We start from the raw sequence: 23682 nt of genomic DNA, 5'->3' as shown, positions 1-23682 counted from the left end.
TCTCAGCGGGAGATCTCTTCGGCGGCAAGCAATTCGGCGAAGGTGTAGCTACCGGTGGGCCGGTCGTCCTGGCCGAGCAGATAGAGCCGCTTCACCGCGACTAGGATGGCCTCGGCGATGACGTTGCGATAGTCCGAATCCGATAGCGTCGCTGCGTCGTCCGGATTGGTGATGTATCCGACGTCGATGAGCGCCACCGGCATTCTGGTGAGGCGCAACAGATCCCACGTGCGCTCGTGTGTCCGACAGTCGGCAAGTGGTGTCCGAGCAGCGATTTCACGCTGGATGAAGCCGGCCAGGTTGCGTCCGATGGTCGAGAACGAGCCATGGCTGTTACCGAAATAGAACGATGCGACGCCGTGCGCCAGCGGATTCGGATAGTAGCCGCAGCGCAGTGAGATCATCAGATCTGCGTCCATCAGGTTGGCGACGCGAGCGCGTTCTTCATCGGTTGGGCGCCCGCGGCCGTCGTGGGACAGGAAGGTCTCCATGCCCGCGGCGGTCATCCGACCTTCGAGCCGGTGCGCGAGATCCCAGAGCAACCGGGATTCGGTCTCGGCGATCTCCCCCACCGAAAGTGGGTGTAGCCCACCGGTTCCCGGATCGATGAGGATCCTCTTACCGGTCAGTCGCGGACCCGAGCGACGAACGTGCTCTTCTTCGCGGATCGCGTGCGGGGATCCACCGGTGACCCGGGTCCCGAGGCGTTCGAGCGAGCGCAGCGTGGCCGGCCCGCAAATGCCGTCGGAGGACAGTCCATACTCACTCTGGTACAGGCGTACCGCATTGTCGGTACTCTCGCCGAAGACGCCGTCGACGAGCGACGTGTAGTAGCCCAGGTTCTGCAGGCGACTCTGCAGGGTGGCGACGTCGTCGCCCACCATGGGTGCCGAGAACCGGAAGGCCAGAACACGGGTGCCCAGCTTGTAAGAGGCCTCACGTAGCGCGCGGTATGTGGCGGGCCCGACGATGCCGTCGACGATGAGGCCGCGTTCCTGCTGGAAGGCACGGACCGCGTGGTCGGTCTCGGCATCGAAGATGTCCTCGGGTGCGGTCCACCCGTCGGCGCTGCGGGTGCCATTGGTCAGGCCGGTGGGCTGGGACGACGGAGCGGAGAGCAGGCCCCGACCGGCCAGGATGGACCGGATCTCGGCGACCGCCGATCCGTGATCCCCCAGGCGGAACAATGGCATCTCGCACACTCCTCGTCTTCGTCAGGCTGCATTCTCTCAGGTGGCCTCGGCACCGCCAAATGTTGGCGATGCCGAGGCCTTGACCTGCGACGATACGACCTGGCCTGCCCAGGGCGGTAGGTGAAGACGTCAGGCGGAGGTACCGACCACCGCGTCGAGTTCACGCAGCAGCGCGGCTTTGCCCTTGGCGCCGACGATGGTCTTGGTCGGCTGACCGTTCTCGAACAGGATCATCGTCGGGATCGACATGATCTGGAAGTCGCGGGCGGTCGCGGGGCTCTCGTCGACGTCGAGCTTGGCGATGGTGAGCTTGTCCGCGTGGTCACCGGCGATCTCTTCGAGGACCGGTGCGACCATGCGGCACGGGCCGCACCAGGTTGCCCAGAAGTCGACGAGTACCGGCTTGTCGGAGCCGAGCACGGTGTCCTTGAACGTGGTGTCGTTGACGGCGACGGTGTTTGCACCCATGGTGGTGTCCTCCTCGGTGGACGTGAGAGTTGGGGTCGGTCGGGGGTTGTGCGCGCTCAGGCGCCGGCGTCGACGGTTACGTCGGCCACGACGGTCAGATCGGCCGCCTCGCCCTGTTCGGCGAGCCAGCGTTCGGCGTCGATCGAGGCGGCACATCCGCTGCCCGCCGCGGTGATGGCCTGACGGTAGGTGTGATCGACGAGGTCACCGGCGGCGAACACCCCGGGAATCGAGGTGTAGGTGGTGCGGCCCTGCACCTGGACGTAGCCTTCGCTGTCCAGGTCGACCTGGCCGCGGACCAGTTCGCTGCGCGGGTCGTGACCGATGGCGACGAACATGCCGGTAACGTCGAGGTTGCGGGTCTCGCCGGTCCGGGTGTCTTCGAGTTCGAGTCCACTGACCGACCCGTCGCCGATGACCTTGCGGACGGTGGCGTTGGTGATGAACCGGATCTTGTCGTTGGCCTTTGCGCGTTCGAGCATGATCTTCGACGAACGGAACTCGTCACGACGATGGACCAGCGTGACGCTGCGGGCGAACTTGGTGAGGAAGGTGGCCTCCTCCATGGCCGAGTCACCGCCGCCGATGACGGCGATGTCCTGGTCCTTGAAGAAGAAGCCGTCACAGGTGGCACAGGCCGAAACACCGCGGCCGAGCAGGGACTGCTCCCCCTCGACACCGAGGTAGCGGGCCGCGGCACCCATGGCCAGGATCACTGCACGGGCGCGGTAAACCTCGCCGGCGACCTCGACCTCTTTGACCTCACCGGTCAGGCGCACCGCGTCGACGTCCTCCATGCGCAGGTCGGCACCGAAGCGCAACGCCTGTTCCCGCATCTCGTCCATGAGCGCGGGGCCCTGGATGCCGTTCTGGAAGCCGGGGAAGTTCTCCACCTCGGTGGTGGTCATCAGCGCGCCACCGAACTGGGTGCCTTCGAAGACGATCGGCGCCAGATCGGCGCGCGCGGCGTAGACCGCCGCGGTGTACCCGGCAGGTCCCGATCCGATGATGATCAGGTCGTGGATCTGCTGCGTGTCTGTCTGGCTCATCCATCCTCCGTGCTCGACGTCGGACGCCTCTCCCCTGCTTGTGGGAGCGGCGTCACGGCTGCTTCAACACAAGGGTAAGCGGAGATGTTCCCGGTTCGGTGGGTGGCGACCGCGGTGTATGTCCGTCGGCGGATTCTCAGCCCGCGCCGATGACCGTCCGTGACACGGTGGCCGGGTTGTTGGTGTCACAGTCGAGCCCGACGACGAGGGCCTCGAATCGGCCCGCGACACCCGTGGACAACAGGATGACGGCCGCGGGGCGCCCGCCGACGGTGATCGGTCCGGAACCCACGGTCGCGGTCTGCGCGGGCACGCCGTTGGCGGAGGTGCACCGACGAAGCGCATTGATGGAGACGAACGGTGCACCGTCGGTCCGGCCGAGAACCGAGAGGGCGGACACCTGCTCGGCACCGTCGAGCGTGTGCGTGGTGGTCGGTTCGGCAACGGGTGGCGTCGACTCATCGTCGGAGGGGCGAAGGATGGCGATGGAGACCGCGAGCGCTGCGATCACCACGGCGGCGGCCGCGAGCACCGTGACGAGAGTGCGTCGTCGCACCGCCCTGGTCGGGTCCGACGCCGGAGTGGACGGTGTCCTGAGGCCGGCGAGTGTTGCCGCCACCGACGCCTCGACATCGCGGGGTGGGGCGACCGGATCGACCGGCGCGTTGTGCAGCTGATCCCGGGTGTCCTCAAGTGCGCGCAGAATCCGTTGCGCCGCAGGGTCGTCGGCGATCCTGGCGTATAGGTGGGCGGACAGCTCGTCGGTCAACACACCGGCGTGCAGATCGGCGATCAGCTCAGGGGGATACGGCGGATCGGGAAACCCCTGGCCTCTGTCGCCCGGGCCGTCGGAGGGTGCATCGTGGTCTGCTCCCGGCGGGATCATCGTCTCTGGTTCCATTCATCTGATGTCATCGGCGTGCCGCGGTCGTGTGCGGCTTGTGTACTTGGACGCACCCGCCCCGTCTTCGGTTCCCTGGGTTGTGTGGATCACTCACTCCGAAGGTGCCCGAGGGTTTCGGCCAGGCGCAACCGGCCTCGTGCGCAGCGGCTTTTGATGGTTCCTTCCGGGACGCCGAGGAGGGTGGCGGCCTCGGCGACGGAGTAGCCCTCGATGTCGACGGCGACGATGGCGGCGCGTTGTCCGTCGGTGAGGGTGGTCAGGGCGTCGCCGATGGACATCGAGAGGTCAACGGCCACAGTGTGATCGGTGGTGTCGGCCATTTCGGGGACCTCCCAGGTGGGTAGCGGGATGGTCGGGCGCGCTCGGGAGCGGCGGTAGGAATCGAGGCAGGAGTTGACCAGGATGCGGTGCAGCCAACTTTGCACCTTTGCATCGGCACGGAAGTTGGGTGCCGAGCGGTGGGCGCTGAGCAACGCATCTTGGAGTGCGTCGGCCGCGTCGTCGTGGTTACCGGTGGTGCGCAGGGCCACGGACCACAGGTAGGGCAGGTGGCGGTGGATCAGGGTGGTGAACGCGTCCGGGTCGCCGGTGGTGTGGGCGGTGAGGAGTTGTTCGTCGGTGCGGGTGTCGGCGTCGTCGGAGGTGACGCTTCGTAATGCACGTCTCCCCCGGGTCATGGGGTGAGCGTAATGGACGGTGCTTGTCACAGTGGCGGCCAAATCGGGTTGTGCACAGGTCGGCCGGACCCGTCCGATCAGTCCACCTGATGGCCAGGGACGTCGAACCGAGATCGGAACCGGCCGCACCCGGCGGCCGTGCTGAACTCGTCGATGGAGGCGGACTGAACGGTCGTCTCCGACCAGACCCGGCCTTCGGCACTCAACTCGCCGCGAGAGTCGCGGCGATCACCCACCGCGCGGCGCCGACGGCATCTGTTCGCGGAGCCCCGGTGCCGGCTTCGGCGTCGGGTCGGACGATGCCAATCCAGTCCATGGGGTGAGCCTATTCAGATGATCGGAGAACGGCTGTGCGGCAGAGGGTGCGGCCATGCGACGTTCGGTACGGTTTGCATGTGGATGGGAGGGGTGGCGACACGCGCGGGGAGGGTGCCGGTGGCAGGCGGATCGGGACGACGCCGCTGAGCAACCCCGCACTCGCGGCCTTGAGCGGACCGCAGGCTCATCTCGCCGAGCGTCGGGGATCGGCCATGCGGTACCCGTCCTCGATGAGTCCCATCGCGGCGTTGCCCACCGACCCTTCCCCACCGGATTGGGCGAATGCGCGAGACCTCGTCGGTCCCGGCGGATCGTTGTTCTTGCCCGTCGTCGAGGTGGATGCTCCCTCCGGGTGGACGACCACGATGTCGTTGCCGGGCGTGCAGATGGTCGACGACGGTCTCGATGCAATGCCCGACGACGAGGCGGTGATCCTCACCTCCGACGATGTACCCGAGATGCTGGACCTCGTGCGGCGCACCAGACCCGGGCCGTTCGCGCAACGCACCGTCGAGCTGGGGACCTACCTCGGTATCCGCCGTGATGGCCGGCTGGTCGCGATGGGCGGTGAGCGGATGCGGCCGCCCGGCTGGACCGAGATCAGTGCTGTCTGTACCGATCCCGCCTATCGGGGGCACGGACTGGCCGCGCGGATCGTGCGCGCGCTCGGCCATGGGATTCGTGCTCGCGGCGACACGCCGTTCCTGCACGCCGACGGCACCAACGTCAATGCGATCCGGCTCTACGAGTCCCTCGGATTCGTCCTGGCGGCGCAGGTCATGTTCACCGTTCTCCTCGCGCCCGAGTGACCGAGCGGATCATACGAGCGGCCGACCGAGCCGTTCCCGCGCCCGGACATCCCACAGCAGGATTCGGAAACTCAACTGGGACAACCACAGTGGTTTACGGCGTTCACGGGCGACCTGTGCGGCGATGTACTCGTCAAACCACCGCTGATCGGCCGGCGTCCAGTCCACCCGCAGTGCTTCGCGGAAGGGCTCCGGTAGGTAGCCGATGGTGCGGCGATACTTGACCGGCCCGTACCGCTTCTGTACCCAGGTCGGTGCGTAGCCGAAATGTGCTATGCCGAGCAGGAATTCGCGTACCTCGTCGTCGATGCGCAGGCGGATGGTCTGCTCGTTCCAGTAGGTCGTGAACGCATCGCGATCGGCCGGCCAGAGTTCGGCCGGCATCTGCAGCGTGGTTCCGCACACCTTGCCCTGCTGGTAAAACTTCTCACGTCGCGCCCCGGACAGCGGCCCGTGCACTCGCGTGTAGATGTCCTCCCAGCCCATGTACAGGCAGGCTGCTACCCACAGCTGCAACCCGGGGTCCATCGCGTTGTACTCGACCGGACTGTCCGCATCCGAACGAACCTGTGCGTGTTGACGATTCACCGCCTGACGAAAACGGCGGCGGTCGTCGGCGTTGCCCATGGCGGCCACCGCGAGGTACGACGCGGTGGTGCGGGCGCGTTTGACCGTATGACGGTCGAGCCGCCCGCTTTCCACGGTGCTCCGTGCGACGCCGTAGCCGATGGCCGGGTTGGCGAGTTGCATGATCACGTTCGCGGTGCTCATCGTCTGTCCCATCGACAGCAGCGACCGTGCGAACAGGGTGCTGTCGATATGGTCCATCTTGGCCCGTGACATGCGAGTCCCGTATGTCATCGCGCGTCCCCTATCTGAATACGACCGTTATCAGAATGGGGCTCGGTGCGGGCCTGCGCAATGGTTGGTCTACGACGATCAGCTTGCCGCCACGCGGAGCGCACGCTCGCGGACGAGGAAGAAGAACGGGATCGCGGTGGCGATACCGACACCGAACGTCAGGATCACCGACGCGATCCACCAGCGCAGGATCCCGAGATTCTTGGCCTCCACGACGGCCCACAGGTGGAAGGCCACCACGACATAGGTGAGGTCGACCATGGCGAAACGGCCGGGTGTGGTCTTGAGGATGTCGCCACCGAAAAAGTCTGCGACCGAACGCCATCCGTTCTCCCGCACGTAGGGGATGGCGATGGCGTTCTGGGTGACGAAGGCGGCGAGGAACACTGCGAGCAGCGAGCGTTCCCGAATCGGCGACGGCGAATGCGAGGTCTGCGGGAGTTGGGTGGTCATATCGTCATGGTGCCAGCCAGCGTGCATAGGCGTCGGTGAACAGTTCGACGCTGACGTCGAGAATCGCGTCCAGGTCGAACAGCGACTCGTCGGCCGAGTCGTCGGAACCGAGGCCCTGGGTGTGGCTGGTGTACCAGTCGACGAGCAGCTGGGTGACGGCACCGACGAGGGCGATGGACGCCAGTCGCTCTGCGCGACCACTGCGCTCCTCACCGCGCGCCAGCATCAGGATCAGGTCCGCCCAGCCGTGAATAGCGGTGAGCCGTAGGCGTTCCAGATCCTGATCGACGCCGACGACCTCGACCAGCATCACCCGCGCGCGACGGGGGTTCTCGGCGAGTGCGCCGATGAACGCGCCCAGCGCGGCGCGGGCCACCGCAGGGACGTCGTCGGCGGCCACGCCACTCCCCTCGCTTCCCCCCGCCGATCCCGCCGCGTTCAGTACCGCGGATCGGGCGAAGGCCACACAGTCCTCGTAGACACCGGCGAGGAGGGCAGACCGGTCGGCGAAGGACTCATAGAAATAGCGCTGGGTGAGGCCGGCGTGGTCGCAGACCTTCTTCACCGAGACGGCGCGAAACCCCTCGGTACCGAACAACTCCAGCCCGGACGCGATGAGTTCGGCGCGCCGCCGCTCGCGTCGTAGGTCGGCGTCGGCCCCGGCGTAGCGGCGACCCTCCGGTTCGCTCACGATCCTCCTCGTCCCCGGCGTGTACCTCGGTCACAGATCTGGACCACACGCATCTGACATGCTACCGTGTCAGAAATTCGCAATCTGACTCGAAGTCGTGTCAGATGACGTGAGGAGAGGACATGCTGGACTTCCTGCCGGAGGCCATGCGGGAGCCCACGGTGCTGGCCATCCCGTTCTTCGTCGTCATGCTCACCCTGGAATGGCTGGCCGCGTGGAAGCTGGAGCACACCGAGACCGAGCGTCCCTCCCAGCGTGAGGTACGCGCGTCGTCGGAGCCGGGGACCTACAACTGGCGCGATTCGCGGGCGAGTCTCTCGATGGGTCTCGTGTCGATCGCCACCAGCGCCGGCTGGAAGCTCCTCGGCCTGCTCGCCTACACCGCACTCTTCGCGTACGTCGCACCCTGGCATCTGCCCGCGGGCGCGTGGTGGACGTGGCTCATCGCCTTTGTGGCACTGGATTTCCTGTTCTACTGGGAGCACCGGTTGGCTCATCGTGTCCGGTTGGTCTGGGCCACTCATCAGGCACACCACTCCAGTGAGTACTTCAACTTCACCACCGCACTGCGGCAGAAGTGGAACAACAGTGCGGGACTGGTGATGTGGCTGCCACTCCCCCTGCTGGGCGTCCCGCCGGCCGTCGTGTTCGCGGTCTACTCAGCCAATCTCGTCTACCAGTTCTGGATTCACACCGAGCGGGTGGGAAAACTCTGGGCGCCTATCGAATTCGTCTTCAACACACCGTCGCACCATCGGGTGCATCACGGCAGTGACACCGAGTACCTCGACCGCAACTATGGCGGCACCTTCATCGTCTGGGACCGCATGTTCGGGACGTTCACCGCGGAGGCAAAGCGCCCCACCTACGGCCTCACCAAGCCGGTCGATACTTACAACATCTGGCGGCTGCAAACCCACGAGTACGTCGCAATCGCGCGAGATGTGCGCGCCGCGAGAGGTTTTCGCAACCGCATGGGCTACCTGTTCGGTCCGCCCGGCTGGTCGGCCACCCCCTCCCCGGCGCCCATATCGCGGAGGCAGACCGAGTCGGTGAGCCTCCTCGACGACGCGAGTCCCACCACCGCCGCCTGAGCTGAGAATCGCTCCAGCCGTACAACACCATCTGGGGAAAGGACTTCGCAGTCGCCGCGGCACTGCACGGAGTAATCTCACGACGGTGAGCATCGGTCCGGACACGCGTGCCGGATTGCTCGCTGTCCTCACCGTGGCCGGCCTGCTCACCGCCTGTGCTCCCGACGCCGGAGCGCCGCTCGGACATCCGTCGTCGGCGCCAGTCCACCGGGCGGACAACGGACCGCTCGCAGCCGCAGACGAGCGAGAGGTCAATGGGTACACGGTCACCCGGATCCACTACCCCACCCGCCGTACCGGCGACCCCGCCCAGAACGTCGCCGATCTCTACCTCCCGACGGGTACCGACACGTCGGATCGGTTGCGCGTAATCGTGCTGGTGCACGGCGGTTCCTGGAAGTCGGCAATCGATCTGACGATGATGCATCCCTTCGCCATCGACCTCGTGCACCGGGGATTCGCCGTGTACAACATAGAGTATCGCCGCGTCGGATCGGGTGGCGGCTGGCCGACCACCTTCACCGATGTCGCCGATGCTGTCGACCATCTCGTCGACCTCGCCCACTCGGATCGCCGACTCGACCTCGCCACCGCACTTGTCCTCGGATACAGTTCCGGCGGACAACTCGCAGCCTGGCTCGGTGGCCGTGGTCGCCGAGCCGCGGTGGAGATCGGTGGCAAGCCGCGGTTCTCGCCGTCGCGGGTGGTCACGGTCGCCGGACCCCTGGACATGACGTATGCGGCCGTGCACGGGAACAACCGCATCGTCGCCGTACTCGGTGGCACTCCCACCGAGGTCCCGGATCGCTACCGAGCGGTGGATCCGATGGCGCTGATCAACCCGCGGTTACCCGTCGTGGCCATCCACGGTGACCGGGATCGTCTTGTACCCGTCGATCTTTCGGCACGATACATCGATGCGGTCCACCGGGCCGGCGGGGCCGGACAACTCGTCGTGGCGCCCGGTGCCAATCACGGATCGGTCGCCCAACCGGGCACCGCCGCTTACGTACAGATCCTCGACATCGTCACCCGCTTCTCCCGCAAGTCTCTGGAGGAAGTCCGGACCCACTGGCCGCGGTAGTGGTGGCGAGGCAAATGCTGTTGGTCAGGAGGTCATGCTGACCTGGGCCACCTCGGCCTGGTAGCGGCCCGACGGATTGGCTGTCGGCGGTAGCGAGGTGATCCACACCATGACGAAGCGGCTCGCCTGGGGGTTGGCGACGGTCAGTGTGGTGACCGGCTGATCGACTGTGCCGGAGGCGACTTCGGTGGTCTGGGTGAACAACGGGTTCGCGCCCGGCGCGGTCCTGATGGACACCGAGTAGCCCGGAGTCGAGGTGCGGATCGTCACCGTCTTGACGGCCTGCTGGGTGCCGAGGTCGAACATCAACCCCAGTCCGTCCTTGAGGCCGCCGAAGTTGGGTGTCCGGTCGTAGGGATCGGTACGCCACGCCGGCGGTGCGCCGCTGATGACATTGCCGACGTTCGCCGACGGATCCGGTGGCTGGCTGGAGAAGTCCTTGACCGTCACCGAACGCAGTGCGACCGGTGTACCCGCTTGTGGTGCAGCGGTTCCCGGCGGTGCAGGGGTCGACGGCGGGGCGCTGCTGGTGATGATCGAATCGATGTCCGAGGATCCGTCGTCACCGCCGAAGATGTTCGACGCCCACACCACCAGCGCGATGACGAGGAACACTGCCAGCAACCCGGCGCCGACCAGCAGCCCGACGTTGCGGCGCTTGCGCGGATCCTCGCCGGTGTCGGAGCGGGTGGTGACCGACACCGGCGGGTCGTCGTCGCGTCCGATGGCCGGCAGCATGTCGGTGTTGAGATCGAGCACCGTTGCCTGATCCAGTACGTGCTGCACGGTGGCGGCAGTACGGATACCGCGCGTTCCGTCGAGCGCCCGAGCGGCGACAGCAGAGATCTCGAAAGGAATGTCGGAGTTGGCTTCCCGGGGTTCGATGGGTGCCCCGTCGGCGCCCGGACGGGCGATCGGCAATCCGCCGACCGGCTCGGTGGTGTCGTCGGTGGTGACCAGCCGGGACCCGGACGGACCATCCAACGGCCAGCGGTTGAGCAGCAGTGCGTAGAGCACCGCACCGAGGCCGCGGACGTCAGAGGCCTTGTCGTCACCGGCGAGGGTGCCAGGGAAAGCGAGGACGGCGTTGCCGTCGTTGCTGATGCGGATGCGATCGGGATGATCGATCGACAGGGCGCCACCAGAACGGTGTGCGATCTCCGCGGCCGCGGCGAGCGAGCGGACCGCCCGTGCGGCACCGATCGGCGAGGGCCCGGATGCGGCGACGTCGGCCAACGAGGAACCCTCGACCCATTCGGTGACGACGATGCCACCCGACGAGCCGCGCACCACGTCGAGCACTCGGGCCACGCCGTCGGAATTCACCTGTCCCAGAAGCAGAGTGCGCGACAAAACCGCCTGCGGACCCTGATCGGAGGTCTTGACCGCGACGCCGCGCTCCGGCGGTGGGGCGAGCTGATCGGCGTCGACGAAGGTGAGCGCGACGTTGCGGTCCAGGTTGACGTCGAGCGCACGCCAGAACTGCAGTCCGCGTGTGCCGCCGTGGTGATCGAGCAATCGGTAGCGTCCGCCGGCGACGGCGGCACCGGGCACCAGGCGCGGTCCACGCGGCCGCCGCGGACCGGGGGCCGATGGGGTGGTATCCGGTGGGGTGGGGGCGGCGTCGCGGCCGGCGGCTCCCGATGTGGCGGTGGGAGAGGCAGATTCGGTGTGATCGGCCGAGGGCGGTTCCGGGGTGGTGGGATCGGGGGACGGCGATGTGGTGTCGACCTCGCTCTCGCTCACGCGTCGAACTCCTTTCCTCCGATAGCGCATGTCACGGGGCGGCGCCGGGGGGCGCGGAACGGCGTGCAGCCGCGGCGCGTCCCGGTTACCGGCGGCCCCGCCGGAGTGCACCGAATAGGACTGCCAGGTGGCGGTGCCCCGGTCAAACCGGCGCAGCACCTGCACCTGACCAGAGTACGGGAGCGACTCGTCGTCGGTGACGCGCGGGAACTGAACCGTGATCGTTGCGGAACGCTCTGGTTGCGGATCGGGAGGCGGTGCGAGCGCCGGGATGAACCGACCGAGCAGGCGGCGCACCGTGTTCCCGATGGACACCACATCCGGCACGCCCAGCGCGGCGAGCAGTGCGTAGATCACGCCGAGCGTCACCGCCGCGGTCAGCACCAGGTAGGCCAGTGACCCGATCTTGCCGGCCTCGTCGACGAGGTGATGCAACCCGGACAGCTCGGATGCCGTCCACACCACCGCGGCCACCGCCACCGACACCGCGATGGTGAGCAGCATCGTGCGCGTCACGTGCAGCAGGCTCCGATAACCCAGACGCTTGCGCAGCAGGTAATGCCCGACGACGGCGCCCACCAGATAGCCGAGGCCGTTGGACAGGGCGACCCAGCGCACCACGAGGTCGGGGTCGTCGAACAGCACCGGACCCAGATACGACGACACCACCTTGACCGCGGTGATGCCCAGCACCATCAGCGTCGGCGTCCAGGCGTCCTCCCGCGCGTAGAACACGCGCAGCTGAACCAGGGTCATCGAGTAGGGAATGAGGGTGAACGCACCCCAGGCCAGCACCGAACCGAGCTGGTCGGCGGTGGTGGCGTCGAAGCGGCCGAAGTTGAACACCGCGATCGCCAGGGCCGGGCCGAAGAACGTCATGAACGCGACCACCGGCACCAGCGCGACGGTGGTGAGGCGAGTGGCCAGCGACAGATCGTCGACCACGGCCTTGGTGTCGTCGGCGGCTGCGTTGCGCGAGAGCCTCGGCATGATGGCGGTGAGGATGGTGACCCCGAGCACCCCGTAGGGCAGTTGCAGCAACTGCCAGTGGGTGAAGTAGATGCTGATACCGGAATCCGAGGCGGCCGACGCGATCCGGTAGGTGATGACCAACCCCACCTGCAGGACCGCGACGTAGCAGACCACGGCCAGCGCCATGTTGCCGAACTTGCGCAGACGCGCATCCAGGCCCCACTCGAAACGCAGCCGGACACCCGCGCGACGCAGGAAGGGCAGCAGGATGACGGCCTGCATCACCACACCCAGCGCGCAGCCGACGCCGATCACCAGCAACTGGGGATCGGTCATCCGCACCGGGTTGAGGGTGAGTTCGCCGGGCATCAGCGAGTAGGTGATCAGCGCGGAGATCTGGATGACGTTGTTGAGCACCGGTGCCCAGGCACCCGGCTTGAAGTAGCCGCGCAGGTTGAGGATCGCGATGAACAGGGCGGTCAGCCCGTAGAAGAGAATCTCGACAAGCAGGAAGTACGCGAGCCCGGTGGCCAGCGGCCGCAATGCGTCGTTGTCGACGTTCAGTGAGGTCAGCAGCGGTGCCGCGGCGATCGCGACCACGGTCCCGATACCGAGGACCACGACGGTCAGCGTGAAGATCTTGTTGATGAACGACGCGCCCTGGTCGGCGTCCTCGGCTTCCGCGCGCGCCAGCAGCGGGATGACGATGGCGGTGAGGACCGCGCCGAGCAGCACCTCGGCGATCATGTTCGGCAGGACGTCGGCGGCCTGGAATGCGGAGGCCACCGTCGCGCCGAGCAGCGCCAGGATGAGGACCGTGCGGACGAATCCGGTGATGCGGCTGAACAGGGTCGCCAGCGCGATGGAACCGCTGGTCCGCAGAATGCTCGAATCGGAGTCGCGGGCGAGTCCGGTGGAGGATTCTTCGTCGTCGGTGACGGTGGGCCCGGGCCGTTCGGGGATCACCTGTTGGGCGGGCCGGGCCGGGTGGGCCGCGGAGGGGACGCGCGTCTGCCGCGGTGGCCCGGAACGAGCACCGGACGGACGTGGCAGTTGCCCGGGCCCGGGGGGGCGACCCGAGAGGGGCGGCTGGGCGCCCACCGGCCCGGCCAGGGGAGTGGCCCCGCGAACCGGTCCGCGCGGTGGGATCCGACGCGGGAGGGCCCGATCAGGGTCGTGCCGGTCCTGATCCGGTACCGCACGATCGGGCACCCCAGAATTTGGTACCGCACGATTTGGTACCGCCCGACCCGCAGACGGCGGTTGCCGTCGGCCACGGTCGCGCGGGTCGTCGTGCATGTCCGAAGTCCTGTTCCGATCGCTCATCGCGGACCGGCCGTCCCGCTCGTGGTGTCGCCGGAGTCGCCGGTGTCGGTGACCGATTCGGCGGCCACCCCGGTGTCCGCGTGGGGGTCCGGCGGGTCGTCGAACAGTCGTTCCTCCTCGTGTTGCAGGGTACGGCGTCGTTCCTGATAGCTGCTGCCGGCGAGGAGTCGTTCCAGCTCGTCGGGCTCCGGGCGGTCGAGGTCGGCCGGGTCGGGCTCACCGCGGAACCGGTGCCACAGCCGGCGCGCGGTGAGCAGCACCAGCGCGACACCCGCCACGATGGTGACGATGAACAGCACCCGGCCGTAGGCATTGGACCGCAGCGAGAGCGTGATCGGCTCACCCAGCGGCAGGCCGGTCACCGTCGACAAGGTGATCACCACCGATGTCGCCTCGGAAGACTCTGCGCGCGTAGGCAATTGGATCTGCCGGGTGCCGTTGGCGGGGATCTCGACGACGCCCACGTCACCGACGTCCAGATCAGCCGGACCGGTCGTGGCGATCTTCACCCGCACCGGCAGATCGAGGTCGTTGCGCACCACCAGCAGCAGCGGGCTGCGTTCGGACGCCAGGGTGTAGCGGCCACCCGGATCCAGGATCGTCACCTGTGAGCGCATGCCCTGCAGCGTCGATGACACCGCGGACACCCGTTGACTCTGCTGCCCGGTGAGGTAGGCGCGTGCCGGCTCACCGGCGACATCCGGGCTGCGCATCGCCCGCAGCAGATCCTCGCGCAACGGGGAGAGATAGCGTTCGGGCGTGGCGTCGACGTCGGCGGAGGACACCAGCGACCCCTGCAACTGCCAGCTCGTCTCGGCGTCGTCGCGGATGGCGGCGGTGGTCGTCGGCGTCAGTACCGAACTCAGCCGCGAGATCGGACCGACGCCGGGTGGGTTGCGTAATCGTGCGGGGGTACGGGCCCGCTCTACCGCCTCGACGAGCGACGGGAACGACTCCGCGCTCGCCGCACCGGCATCCACCAGCAGGCGGGCGGTGTCGAAGAGAGCGTCGGCGTCGGCGACGGTCGGTGACCAGTACGTCGGCGGCACGATGAGCGCTCCGCGGCCGGCTACCGGTGTCGCGGCATCGTCGTCGGACGACGGTGACCCGGGGCGCGGGCTCAGCGGCGCGGAGATCGCCGGGTAGGCCAGCGCGGCGAGGGCGGCCTGACGACGGCTGAGGTCGGACTCCGCGGCCAGGTCGACGACCTGATCGGCCGGTGTGATGGTGGGGATCGAGGGGGAGGTGCCCAGGCCGCCGAGCGCGGCCGTGATGGGGGCCTCGTAGGTGGCCACACCCAGACCGTCGAGGCGGTAGAGCCCGCCGTCGTCGGGTTGTGATTGCGGCCGGATCGAACCGGTGCTCACCGCGACCCCGGGTACTCGCGCGCCGGTCAGGACGCCCGCGCCGTCCGCGTCGATGGCGCCCACCGCCGGGACGGCCAGATTCCGGATGCTGCGGACACCGAGGATCGCGTCGACGACGTCGGCCGGGGAGGTGAGGGCGGCCGCACTCAGGGCGGTGTTGCCGACGCGGGCCAGCGAGGTGAGATCGACCTGGGCGAACGGCAGCGCGACGACACACAGCTTCGACGCGACCCGGCGCAGCTCGGCCAGCCAGCGCGTCGCGGTGTCACTGCCGGTGCCCTCGACCGTCGACGAGCGAGGGTCGCCCGGATCGGTCGACACCACGTATCCGAGCGACATCGCCCGCACCGTGACGAGCAGATCGGAATCGATGGCCAGACACAGCCCGCCCGCCAGCGGGGCAGCGGCCGGTGGCGGCTGAGGGGAGTTGGGTTCGCTGCTGTCCGACCCGGAGTCCCCGGTGGACTCCGACGTTCCGCTGGTGCCCGGCGGCGGGCTTCCGACGACCGCACTCAGCGCGGCCAGCAGGTTCGCCAGCCGGCCACCGTCACCCAGGGAACGGGCCAGGTCCTCGCTGATCAGACGCACCGGCTCGGTACCCGCACCCAGCACTCCCGCGGCGAGTTGCGGGGGAGCGGCCAGCGGCCACAGCATCGTCATCCGCGCGGGGCTCGACAGATTCGCCGACACCGAGCCGTCCGGTCCCAGGCCGGGGATGTCATCGTCGGTGGTGCCGGAGTCCTCCGTCGCCGGTTGGACATAGCCACTCGCCCGATCGGCGTCGGGTGGCAGTGACAGCACCGGAAGCAGCGTGCGCGACCCGGCGACCTGTGCGGTGCTGCCGTAATCCGGGACGCCGTTGACGTTGACCTGCAGTGGATACACGCCGGGCCGCGAGATCTGCAGACCGTCGGCGGTCGAGAGCGGCATCGTGATGGTGAAGTCGGCCCGCCCACCCGGTGCCAGGGTGTCGGTGAGACGCCGGAACCCGCCCGCAGCAGCGACAGGCGGATGATCGACGGCCAGGCTGCTGCGCAATCCGGCGGCCGAGGTCACCGCGGCACCGCGTTCGAGCCGGATCGTCAGGTCTCGGACGGTGCGGTCACTGGTGTTGTCGACGTGACCGGCCACCGTCACCACCGGGGCGCTGGTGGTGGTCACGATCGTCGGGGTCAGGGTATCGACGACGATCCGCGCGAAGGAGATCCGCTCGTCGGTGCCGGCGGGTTGCGCGGTGCTCGGCGCCGCGATCAGCGCGGTCAGCAGAAGCGCTGCGAGCAGGGCGACACCACGCCCGGGCGCACGGGTGCGTCGTCGTCGCTGCAGCCGCCCGAGGCCGTCAGCCATCGCCCGCCGACGGCCTGCGCGAACGGCGTCGCCGACGACGAGACCGGACCGGTGGCGGCGTCTCGTTACGGCGCTGATTGCGCGCGGCTGCGGCTTTCTCATAGGCGTTGGGTTCGGTGCGGATACTGTCGGCCTCCGACTTGGCCAGGCGGTGCGGGTCTGCGGCGAGATCGGCGATCACGCCGCGGGCCATCCGGGCCAGTCGCCGCTCGTCAGAGTACGTGAGCCGACGTGGCAGCTCGTGCAACGGCACCCACGCGACCTCGCTGACCTCGTAGTCGGCGTCGGACAATTCGCCGCCGACGCTGCGCAGTAGATAGTGGTGCACCGTCTTGTGGATACGGCGGCCTTCACTGACGAACCAATAGTCAATCTTGCCGAGCGGGGCCACCACGGTGCCGTGGATGCCGGTTTCCTCGGCCACCTCGCGGATGGCGGTTTGCTCGGCGGTCTCCCCGGTTTCGATGTGGCCCTTCGGCAACGACCACATCATCCGACCGCGCCGGTCCACCCGGCCGATCAGGGCGGCGGACAGCTCGTCGACGGGAAGGTCGAGGTCAGAGATCACCAACCCACCCGCCGAGGTTTCCCGCACGGTCCGCAGCCGCTCGCCGTTCGGCCGTTCCGGGCGAGGCGGACGCCGACGCTTCTTCCCCGACGGTTTGGCCGCCGCGGTCAGGCCGGTCTTGGTGATCGTCGCCGTCACCGACACCAGGTCCGACGGTTTGGGCGGGGTGACGCGCGGCCGCGGACGGTCGGGATCCACCGGGAGACGATCCACCGAGGCCGCCACGCGATCAGGGTCGGGCACCGGCGTCGCACCGCGTCGTCGACCACGGGCCAGATCGTTGGGCGTCGGAACCGAGTCGGGTCGCTGCGCGGCGTCGGGTGTGGTCCCCGCGGAGGTCGCCCCGGCCGGTCCCGCCGGCGGGCGCGTCGGGGAGGGCGGGGCCGAATCCGATGGCGGTGCCGTGGTCGGCGTGGTGGGCAGGCCGGCGCGCTGGGGGCTGTCCGGCGGCTGCCGCTCGGGAGTGCGTGCTTCGCCCTTACGTCCGCCGCGCCGACGACGGCCGCGGCGGTTGCGGTTGCGGCCGGCACCGGGCTGTTGACCCGGGTGGGCCGGCGTGGTGGCGGTGTCCTCGGGCTGACCTGCCGCCCGACCACCCCGGACGACGTCGCGACTGACGTCTGAAGGGTTGGTCGAGGGATCGGTGGACACAGTCACGATGCTAGCTGCTGGTCACCTGCTGTTTGCCCGGAGTCCGGCGCGTGTGGACGCCCAGATGACTCGGCGGTCACGGCCCGGCCGGTCGGCGACGGTAGGGTGGCAAGCCGTGACAGACTCCACCGCGCCCGGATCGCCAGCGACGGATCCGGACCGCAGAACCCGCCTGCTCGCCGCCGGCGCGGTGACCCTGCGGGGGCTCGGGGACGTCCTCGGACCGCTCGGTGCGCTCTTCACCGACGCCGGTCACGAGCTCTATCTGGTGGGCGGATCGGTCCGCGACGCGATCCTGGGCCGACTCGGCAACGACCTGGACTTCACCACCGATGCGCGCCCGGAACAGATCCTCGAACTCGTCGGCGGATGGGCCGACGCGATCTGGGACGTGGGTATCGAATTCGGTACCGTCGGCGTCCGCAAGGGCGAAGCCATGATCGAGATCACCACCTTCCGTGCCGACGCCTACGACCGGGTCGGACGCAATCCCGAGGTCACCTTCGGGGACACGCTCGACGGTGATCTCGTCCGGCGCGACTTCACCATCAACGCCATGGCGGTGCGTGTCGACGCCGACGGCGCGCAGGACCTGCTCGATCCGCTCGATGGGGTGACCGCGCTGCTCGCCGGCGTCATCGACACCCCGGCGGCCCCGGAGGACTCCTTCGGCGACGACCCGCTGCGCATGCTGCGCGCGGTGCGCTTCATCTCGCAGCTCGGCTTCCGGCTCGCCCCGCGCGTCGCCGACGCCATCACCCGGATGGCCGATCAGATCGAGCGCATCACCGCCGAGCGGGTCCGAATGGAACTCGACAAGCTGATCTGCGGTGAGTACCCGATCGATGCCATCGACGCCATGGTGGAGACCGGGCTCGCCCAGCACGTCCTGCCCGAGGTTCCCGGGATGAAACTCACCATCGACGAACATCACCAGCACAAGGACGTCTACCAGCATTCGCTGACGGTGTTGCGGCAGGCCATCGACCTCGAAGAGGGCGACCCCGACCTCGTGCTGCGATGGGCGGCACTCCTGCACGACATCGGTAAACCGGCCACGCGCCGCCACGAGCCCGGCGGCGGGGTGAGCTTCCATCATCACGAGGTCGTCGGCGCCAAGATGGTCCGCAAGCGGATGCGGGCACTGAAGTATCCGAAGGCGGTCGTCTCCGACGTGGCCGATCTGGTCTACCTGCACCTGCGCTTCCACGGATACGGCGACGGCACCTGGACCGACTCGGCGGTCCGCCGCTATGTCACCGACGCCGGACCCCTACTCGGACGTCTGCACAAACTCGTCCGCGCGGACTGCACGACGCGCAACAAGAGACGCGCCCGGCGACTGCAACAGAACTACGACCACCTCGAGCAGCGCATCGCCGACCTCGCGGCGGCCGAGGATCTTGATCGCGTCCGGCCCGACCTCGACGGCAACGCCATCATGGAACTGCTCGGGCTACCGCCGGGCCCGCTGGTCGGGGAGGCCTGGCGGTACCTGAAAGAGCTTCGCCTGGACCGCGGACCACTCAGCCACGAAGAAGCGGAGGACGCGCTGCGTGAGTGGTGGGCGGCACGACAGGGCTGAGCTGATGCTTCCCCTTGCTGGGGGCTACGTGACAGCTGGTCGAGCCGCGACGGCGAGGAACGAGCCGCCGCGCGTCGAACGTCCACTCGCAACCCGACAACGTCCGCGACCACCAGAGCGCACCCCCGGGGGTGCGTATCGAAGCCGACCCCGCGCCATGTCACCGCGCGGTCAGTGCCTCGGGACAAACACCTCGACGGCGTCGGGCACCGCCTCGAAGACCGCCGGCAGCATCCCGACGAGGTCACCGTCAACCGACACCAGGGCGGGCGGATCGCAGTACAGCTCCACCTCACGACCGCGCATCGTGAGCACCGTCGGATGGGTGATGTGCTTGCCGGAGAACACCTTCGGGAACACACGGGCCATCGTTGCCCGGGCGAACCGCGCGGGCCGGTGGGCCAGGGTCACGTCGAGCAGGCCGTCGGCGATCGATGCGTTCGGCGTGATCTGCATGCCGCCGCCGTAGGAGGTGGTGTTGCCGACCGCCGCGAACACGACGTCACCCTCGACACGCTCGTCGTCCACGCGCACCTGGTAGTACCGGGACCGGAGTTCGGCGAGTTCGCGCATCGCGGCGATCGTGTACCGCGCCTGACCGCGTGGCCAGGACATCCCGATCGCGCGTTCGGTGACCGAGGCGTCGAAACCGGTGGCGGCGACGGTGGTGAACAGGGCGCTGCGACCGTCGGGGAAGGTCACCCGGCCCAGATCCATCTGTCGGCGATGACCACCGACGATCACCTCGGCGGCCGCCCGCGGATCGCCGAGGGGGATACCGAGGGTGCGAGCGACGTCGTTGCCGCTGCCGGCCGGGATCACCGCGAGTGGGGTGCCGGTGCCGATGGTGGCCTCGACCGCGAGCCGGACGGTGCCGTCACCACCGACCACAGCCAGCGCGTCGCTGCTGCCGCGGGCAGCCTTGCCGGCCAGGTCGGCGGCCTCCACCGCGTCGTGGCCGACGAGCACGTCGATGTGCACACCGGCGTCGCGCAACGCGCGAGCAGCGTCTTCGGCGACCCGGGCGCCGGCCCCGTGACGGGCGGACGGGTTGACCAGGAGCGTCACATGTTCGGGCGCGGCCGGTCTCATGGCCGGCACCGCCGTTGTCTCGACGGGGAGATCATGCGTTACAGTGTTACACATCATGTCAATCCGTAACGAGGAGATCGGCGATCTCGTCCTCGACGCCGCCCGACGTTGTCTGATCCGGAGCGCGGGTCGTCGGGTAACGGTCTCCGAGGTCGCCCGCGAGGCCGGGGTCAGCCGTCCGACCGTCTATCGACGGTGGCTCGACATCACCGGAATCGTCCGGACGCTGTTGACCCGCGAGGTGCTCGGCACCGTAGAGGGGGTCGTCGGCGGCCGACTCACCGACTCGTCGGCCGGACCCGGCATCGACGACCTACCCGGCGCGATCGTCGAGGTGGTCGCCGCCCTGCGCGCCAATCAGCTCATCTCGTCGTTGTGGCAGGAGCAGCGAGACTTCATGGCGCCCTATATGTTCGAGCGTCTCGGCACCAGCCAGCAGGGCGTGCTCGCGCTGCTGGCCGATCTGCTCGCGCAGGCCCAGACCCGTGCTCTGGTGCGTCCCGGCGACACCAAACAGATGGCTGCCATGGTGCTGTTGATCGCGCAGTCGTTCCTGCAGTCGGGTGCATTGGTCTCCGACATCCTCGCCGACGACTGGCGACCAGAACTGCGCCACGTCATCGCCGGTTATCTCCAGACTCCGGATAGCGTTGCCGCCGTATCTGTTCCGGAGGATGGCGAACCGGCGTGAGCGCACTGACCGCCCTCCGACGGGGAGCCGATCTGCGCCGGCTCGCCGACCGGCGCGAGCCGCTGGATGTCCTCGTCATCGGCGGCGGGATCACCGGCGTCGGAGCAGCTCTCGACGCCGCAACCCGCGGCCTGCAGGTTGCGCTGGTGGACGCCGGCGACCTGGCCTCGGGCACCTCGCGATGGAGCAGCAAACTTGTCCACGGCGGATTGCGCTACCTGGCGACCGGCCAGCTGGGCATCGCTCGCGAAAGCGCGGTGGAGCGCCATCATCTGATGACGACCATTGCCCCGCATCTCATCCGGCCGCTGCGGCAGGTCATTCCCGACGCCGGCCCGCGTCGATCCACCGCGCTGATGCGCGCGGGGTTCCGGGCGGGAGACCTGTTGCGCCGCAACGCCGGCACCCCGTCGTCGGTGCTCCCACCGCCGGCCGCGATGTCGGCGATGGAAGTACTCGGCCGGTGCCCGACAGTGCGCCGCACCGGATTGCGGGGCGGGATCTCGTCCACCGATGGGCAACTCGTCGACGACGCCCGACTCGTCGTCGCGGCGGCACGCACCGCAGCCGCCTTCGGTGCGACCATCTGTACCTTCACCCGGGCCACCGCCGTCGACGGCCGGGGTGCCACGCTCACCGATGTCCGCACCGGCGAAAGCTTCGAGGTGCGAGCCCGCACGGTCATCAACGCGACCGGCGTCTGGGCTCCGGATGTGGACCGGACGATCTCCGTACGGCCCAGTCGCGGCACGCATCTGGTATTCGACGCGGAACGGCTCGGGTATCCGAGTGCGGCGCTGACCGTCCCCGTATCGGGATCGGTGTCGCGCTTCGTGTTCGCCCTGCCCGCACAACTCGGGCGCGTGTACGTCGGGGTGACCGACGTCGACGCGCCGGGCCCGGTCTCCGATCAGCCCCAACCCGACGGCGCCGAGATCGATTTCCTGCTCGAGACGATCAACGGCGCTCTGCAACAACCACTCTCACGCGCCGACATCATCGGCACCTTCGCCGGCCTGCGGCCGCTGATCGGTGACCCGGTCGCGGGCGCGCACGGTGAGCTGGCCGACGTGTCACGCCGGCACCGTGTGCAGATCACCGACGACACGCTGATCAGCGTCATCGGCGGCAAGCTCACCACCTATCGGCGGATGGCCCAGGACGCCGTGGACACCGCCGTCGCGACCGGCCGCCTGTCCGCCGGCGACTGCATCACCACGGTGACGCCGCTCGTCGGCGCCGTCGGAACTCGGGAGGTCGCCGGTCTGCCGGCCTCCCTGGTGGAGCGCTTCGGTGCGGAGGCGCCGACCGTCATCGAGAAGGCCCGATTGCCGCGGCCGCTCGATCCGGTCGTCGACGGCATCGACGTCACCCGTGCCGAGATCGAGTTCGCCCTGACCCACGAGGGCGCCCTGGACACCGACGACATCATCCACCGCCGCACCAGGATCGGACTCGTCGACACCGACGCGAAGGCGGCATGGGGAGCCGTCAGCGAGATCGTGGGCGAGGTTGCCGCGGATCGTTGATCCGCCCGCCGGCCTGCGGGCCGCCCTTGTGCTGGTTGAGCCGTCGCGCCCCGCAACCCGACGATGCCGCACCCACGACGGTGCTCGGGTCAGTACCCCATGGTGCGCAGGGCGTCGGCGACCCGGTCGAGGTCCTCGCGCCGAAGGTCGAGGTGCGGGCTGAGACGAAGCACCGCCTGTTCGGTCGCCAGCGGCGCGCGCCAGGGTTCGGCGGCGGTCACCAGGATGCCGAGCGAGAGCAGCTTGTCCCGGGCGGCGATCAGGTCCTCGGCCTGCCAACCGGGCGGCGGGGCGAGGGTGACGATGGCCGACGGTTCATCGATCGGCTCGAGGACCTCCCAGCTGGCGATGCCGTGGAGTCGTTCGCGGGTGGCTTGTCCGATCGCGGCGAGTTCGCGGAACACCCGCTGCTGTCCGATCGCGAGGACCTCGCGTACCGCGACGCCGAGTCCGAGGCGGCCGGCCACAAAGGCCTCCGAGCTGTCGATCTCCACCGGGCGCAACGAGTCCCGCCGGACGGCCACGAAGCCGACGCCGCGCGGTCCGGTCAGCCACTTGCGGCTGGTGCCGTAGACCACGTCCGCCCCGGTCACGGTGGGTACGTGCCCGGCTGCCTGCGCCATGTCCACCACCACCGGTACGCCGGCGTCGTGGGCGATCTCGACGATCCTCGAGACCGGTTGCACCACACCGGACATCGAGCCGATGTGACAGATGTGCAAGAAGTCGGGCTGCTCGAACTGCAGCATGTTCTCGAGCGCGTCGACGTCCACGTGGCCGTAGACGTCGGCGTCGGGCAACGTGCGCACGGCGAAGCCCCGCCGCTCGAATTCGACGAGGTTGGGACCGAACTCGTTCTTGGCCACCCAGACCGTCGACGCGATGGGCAGCTGCCAGTGGGTGAGCAGCGCACGCAGCGCGGCGCGGGCACTCTCCCGGAATGCGAGCTCACCGGTGGCGTGCCCGATCAGCGACGCCAGATCGCGTTTGTCGCGCGCGATCTCGTCGGCCACCTCCTCGGCGGCGATGTAGGAGCCACGTGCGGATTCACGCCAGAGATGCGCGGAGATCGCCTCGATCACGGCGTCCGACGACCTGCCCGCGGCCGCGGAGTCCAGGTGAGCGAAGGCCGGCTGCACCCGGGCCGCGTGCCATTGTTCGCCGAGTTCGCTCACGTACATAGGCCCTGAACCTACCCGGTGGCCGG

At 68.6% G+C, this 23682-nt stretch carries 19 protein-coding genes; 6 read left to right on the top strand and 13 right to left on the bottom strand.

Annotated elements, in window-relative coordinates; translation table 11 throughout:
- Positions 1 to 2: 2 nt before the first annotated feature.
- The 5 genes from GBRO_RS24065 to sigM all read right to left on the bottom strand — a co-directional run bounded on the left by GBRO_RS24065 (position 3) and on the right by sigM (position 4291).
- A complete protein-coding gene (locus GBRO_RS24065) occupies positions 3 to 1193 on the bottom strand; it encodes an N-acetylmuramoyl-L-alanine amidase (RefSeq protein WP_012836439.1) in 1191 nt (396 codons plus the stop codon).
- 129 nt (positions 1194 to 1322) lie between these two features.
- Complete coding sequence (gene trxA, locus GBRO_RS24060) at positions 1323 to 1661, bottom strand: thioredoxin (RefSeq protein ID WP_012836438.1); 339 nt, start codon at positions 1659 to 1661, stop codon at positions 1323 to 1325.
- A 56-nt stretch (positions 1662 to 1717) separates the two neighbouring features.
- Positions 1718 to 2710 (bottom strand): thioredoxin-disulfide reductase, encoded by a 993-nt coding sequence (gene trxB, locus GBRO_RS24055; protein ID WP_012836437.1) that lies wholly within the window; start codon positions 2708 to 2710, stop codon positions 1718 to 1720.
- Between the two features lie 136 nt (positions 2711 to 2846).
- Positions 2847 to 3611, bottom strand: a complete 765-nt coding sequence (locus tag GBRO_RS24050; RefSeq protein ID WP_223372920.1) for an anti-sigma factor family protein — start codon at positions 3609 to 3611, stop codon at positions 2847 to 2849.
- An 89-nt stretch (positions 3612 to 3700) separates the two neighbouring features.
- Entirely contained in the window at positions 3701 to 4291 is a 591-nt protein-coding gene (gene sigM / locus GBRO_RS24045) for an RNA polymerase sigma factor SigM (RefSeq protein ID WP_012836435.1), read from the bottom strand.
- Positions 4292 to 4776: 485 nt separating this feature from the next.
- On the opposite strand from sigM, the gene GBRO_RS24040 reads away from it, so the two are divergent.
- Positions 4777 to 5418, top strand: a complete 642-nt coding sequence (locus GBRO_RS24040; protein WP_012836433.1) for a GNAT family N-acetyltransferase — start codon at positions 4777 to 4779, stop codon at positions 5416 to 5418.
- 9 nt (positions 5419 to 5427) lie between these two features.
- On the opposite strand, the gene GBRO_RS24035 is transcribed toward GBRO_RS24040, so the two are convergent.
- From GBRO_RS24035 to GBRO_RS24025, 3 genes are all read right to left on the bottom strand, one after another.
- Positions 5428 to 6279, bottom strand: a complete 852-nt coding sequence (locus tag GBRO_RS24035) for an oxygenase MpaB family protein (RefSeq protein ID WP_041920080.1) — start codon at positions 6277 to 6279, stop codon at positions 5428 to 5430.
- A 78-nt stretch (positions 6280 to 6357) separates the two neighbouring features.
- On the bottom strand, positions 6358 to 6732 hold the full coding sequence (locus tag GBRO_RS24030; protein ID WP_012836431.1) for a DUF2834 domain-containing protein: 375 nt from the start codon (positions 6730 to 6732) through the stop codon (positions 6358 to 6360).
- Between the two features lie 4 nt (positions 6733 to 6736).
- Positions 6737 to 7423, bottom strand: a complete 687-nt coding sequence (locus tag GBRO_RS24025; protein ID WP_012836430.1) for a TetR/AcrR family transcriptional regulator — start codon at positions 7421 to 7423, stop codon at positions 6737 to 6739.
- 122 nt (positions 7424 to 7545) lie between these two features.
- Between GBRO_RS24025 and GBRO_RS24020 the strand changes: the two genes are divergently transcribed.
- Complete coding sequence (locus tag GBRO_RS24020; protein ID WP_012836429.1) at positions 7546 to 8517, top strand: sterol desaturase family protein; 972 nt, start codon at positions 7546 to 7548, stop codon at positions 8515 to 8517.
- A gap of 85 nt (positions 8518 to 8602) precedes the next feature.
- The gene (locus GBRO_RS24015) at positions 8603 to 9601 is read left to right on the top strand and encodes an alpha/beta hydrolase family protein (RefSeq protein ID WP_012836428.1); all 999 of its coding nucleotides are present in this window, start codon (positions 8603 to 8605) and stop codon (positions 9599 to 9601) included.
- A gap of 24 nt (positions 9602 to 9625) precedes the next feature.
- On the opposite strand, the gene GBRO_RS24010 is transcribed toward GBRO_RS24015, so the two are convergent.
- The 3 genes from GBRO_RS24010 to GBRO_RS24000 all read right to left on the bottom strand — a co-directional run bounded on the left by GBRO_RS24010 (position 9626) and on the right by GBRO_RS24000 (position 17578).
- Positions 9626 to 13285 carry a murein biosynthesis integral membrane protein MurJ gene (locus GBRO_RS24010; protein ID WP_012836427.1) on the bottom strand — a complete coding sequence of 1220 codons (3660 nt, stop codon included), beginning with the start codon at positions 13283 to 13285 and terminating at the stop codon, positions 9626 to 9628.
- Positions 13286 to 13641: 356 nt separating this feature from the next.
- Positions 13642 to 16359 carry a DUF6049 family protein gene (locus GBRO_RS24005; RefSeq protein ID WP_012836426.1) on the bottom strand — a complete coding sequence of 906 codons (2718 nt, stop codon included), beginning with the start codon at positions 16357 to 16359 and terminating at the stop codon, positions 13642 to 13644.
- On the bottom strand, positions 16352 to 17578 hold the full coding sequence (locus GBRO_RS24000) for an NUDIX hydrolase (RefSeq protein WP_041920079.1): 1227 nt from the start codon (positions 17576 to 17578) through the stop codon (positions 16352 to 16354). The genes GBRO_RS24005 and GBRO_RS24000 overlap by 8 nt, the downstream gene beginning before the upstream one ends.
- A gap of 115 nt (positions 17579 to 17693) precedes the next feature.
- Here GBRO_RS24000 and GBRO_RS23995 point away from each other — a divergent pair, with 115 nt between their 5' ends.
- Positions 17694 to 19163 (top strand): CCA tRNA nucleotidyltransferase, encoded by a 1470-nt coding sequence (locus GBRO_RS23995; protein WP_012836424.1) that lies wholly within the window; start codon positions 17694 to 17696, stop codon positions 19161 to 19163.
- A 171-nt stretch (positions 19164 to 19334) separates the two neighbouring features.
- Here GBRO_RS23995 and GBRO_RS23990 read toward each other — a convergent pair whose 3' ends face one another.
- Positions 19335 to 20255 (bottom strand): diacylglycerol/lipid kinase family protein, encoded by a 921-nt coding sequence (locus tag GBRO_RS23990; protein WP_012836423.1) that lies wholly within the window; start codon positions 20253 to 20255, stop codon positions 19335 to 19337.
- 55 nt (positions 20256 to 20310) lie between these two features.
- Between GBRO_RS23990 and GBRO_RS23985 the strand changes: the two genes are divergently transcribed.
- Entirely contained in the window at positions 20311 to 20946 is a 636-nt protein-coding gene (locus tag GBRO_RS23985; RefSeq protein ID WP_012836422.1) for a TetR/AcrR family transcriptional regulator, read from the top strand.
- Complete coding sequence (locus GBRO_RS23980) at positions 20943 to 22475, top strand: glycerol-3-phosphate dehydrogenase/oxidase (protein ID WP_012836421.1); 1533 nt, start codon at positions 20943 to 20945, stop codon at positions 22473 to 22475. Before GBRO_RS23985 ends, GBRO_RS23980 begins: the two co-directional genes overlap by 4 nt.
- Before the next feature lie 89 nt (positions 22476 to 22564).
- On the opposite strand, the gene GBRO_RS23975 is transcribed toward GBRO_RS23980, so the two are convergent.
- Complete coding sequence (locus GBRO_RS23975; protein ID WP_012836420.1) at positions 22565 to 23656, bottom strand: aminotransferase class V-fold PLP-dependent enzyme; 1092 nt, start codon at positions 23654 to 23656, stop codon at positions 22565 to 22567.
- Positions 23657 to 23682 lie beyond the last annotated feature (26 nt).

The organism is Gordonia bronchialis DSM 43247, from assembly GCF_000024785.1.
GTDB lineage: Bacteria > Actinomycetota > Actinomycetes > Mycobacteriales > Mycobacteriaceae > Gordonia > Gordonia bronchialis.
Note: the sequence above shows the minus strand (reverse complement) of the source record. Positions and strands in the feature narration are given on the sequence as shown.

What these genes read in the sequence shown, in the direction of transcription:
- GBRO_RS23975 (WP_012836420.1), bottom strand. Translation starts at nt 23,656, where the DNA reads ATGTACGTGAGCGAACTCGGCGAACAATGGCACGCGGCCCGGGTGCAG.
- sigM (WP_012836435.1), bottom strand. Translation starts at nt 4,291, where the DNA reads ATGACCCGGGGGAGACGTGCATTACGAAGCGTCACCTCCGACGACGCC.
- GBRO_RS23990 (WP_012836423.1), bottom strand. Translation starts at nt 20,255, where the DNA reads ATGAGACCGGCCGCGCCCGAACATGTGACGCTCCTGGTCAACCCGTCC.
- GBRO_RS24005 (WP_012836426.1), bottom strand. Translation starts at nt 16,359, where the DNA reads ATGGCTGACGGCCTCGGGCGGCTGCAGCGACGACGACGCACCCGTGCG.
- GBRO_RS24050 (WP_223372920.1), bottom strand. Translation starts at nt 3,611, where the DNA reads ATGGAACCAGAGACGATGATCCCGCCGGGAGCAGACCACGATGCACCC.
- GBRO_RS24030 (WP_012836431.1), bottom strand. Translation starts at nt 6,732, where the DNA reads ATGACCACCCAACTCCCGCAGACCTCGCATTCGCCGTCGCCGATTCGG.
- GBRO_RS23985 (WP_012836422.1), top strand. Translation starts at nt 20,311, where the DNA reads ATGTCAATCCGTAACGAGGAGATCGGCGATCTCGTCCTCGACGCCGCC.
- trxA (WP_012836438.1), bottom strand. Translation starts at nt 1,661, where the DNA reads ATGGGTGCAAACACCGTCGCCGTCAACGACACCACGTTCAAGGACACC.
- GBRO_RS24065 (WP_012836439.1), bottom strand. Translation starts at nt 1,193, where the DNA reads ATGCCATTGTTCCGCCTGGGGGATCACGGATCGGCGGTCGCCGAGATC.
- GBRO_RS24035 (WP_041920080.1), bottom strand. Translation starts at nt 6,279, where the DNA reads ATGACATACGGGACTCGCATGTCACGGGCCAAGATGGACCATATCGAC.
- trxB (WP_012836437.1), bottom strand. Translation starts at nt 2,710, where the DNA reads ATGAGCCAGACAGACACGCAGCAGATCCACGACCTGATCATCATCGGA.
- GBRO_RS24020 (WP_012836429.1), top strand. Translation starts at nt 7,546, where the DNA reads ATGCTGGACTTCCTGCCGGAGGCCATGCGGGAGCCCACGGTGCTGGCC.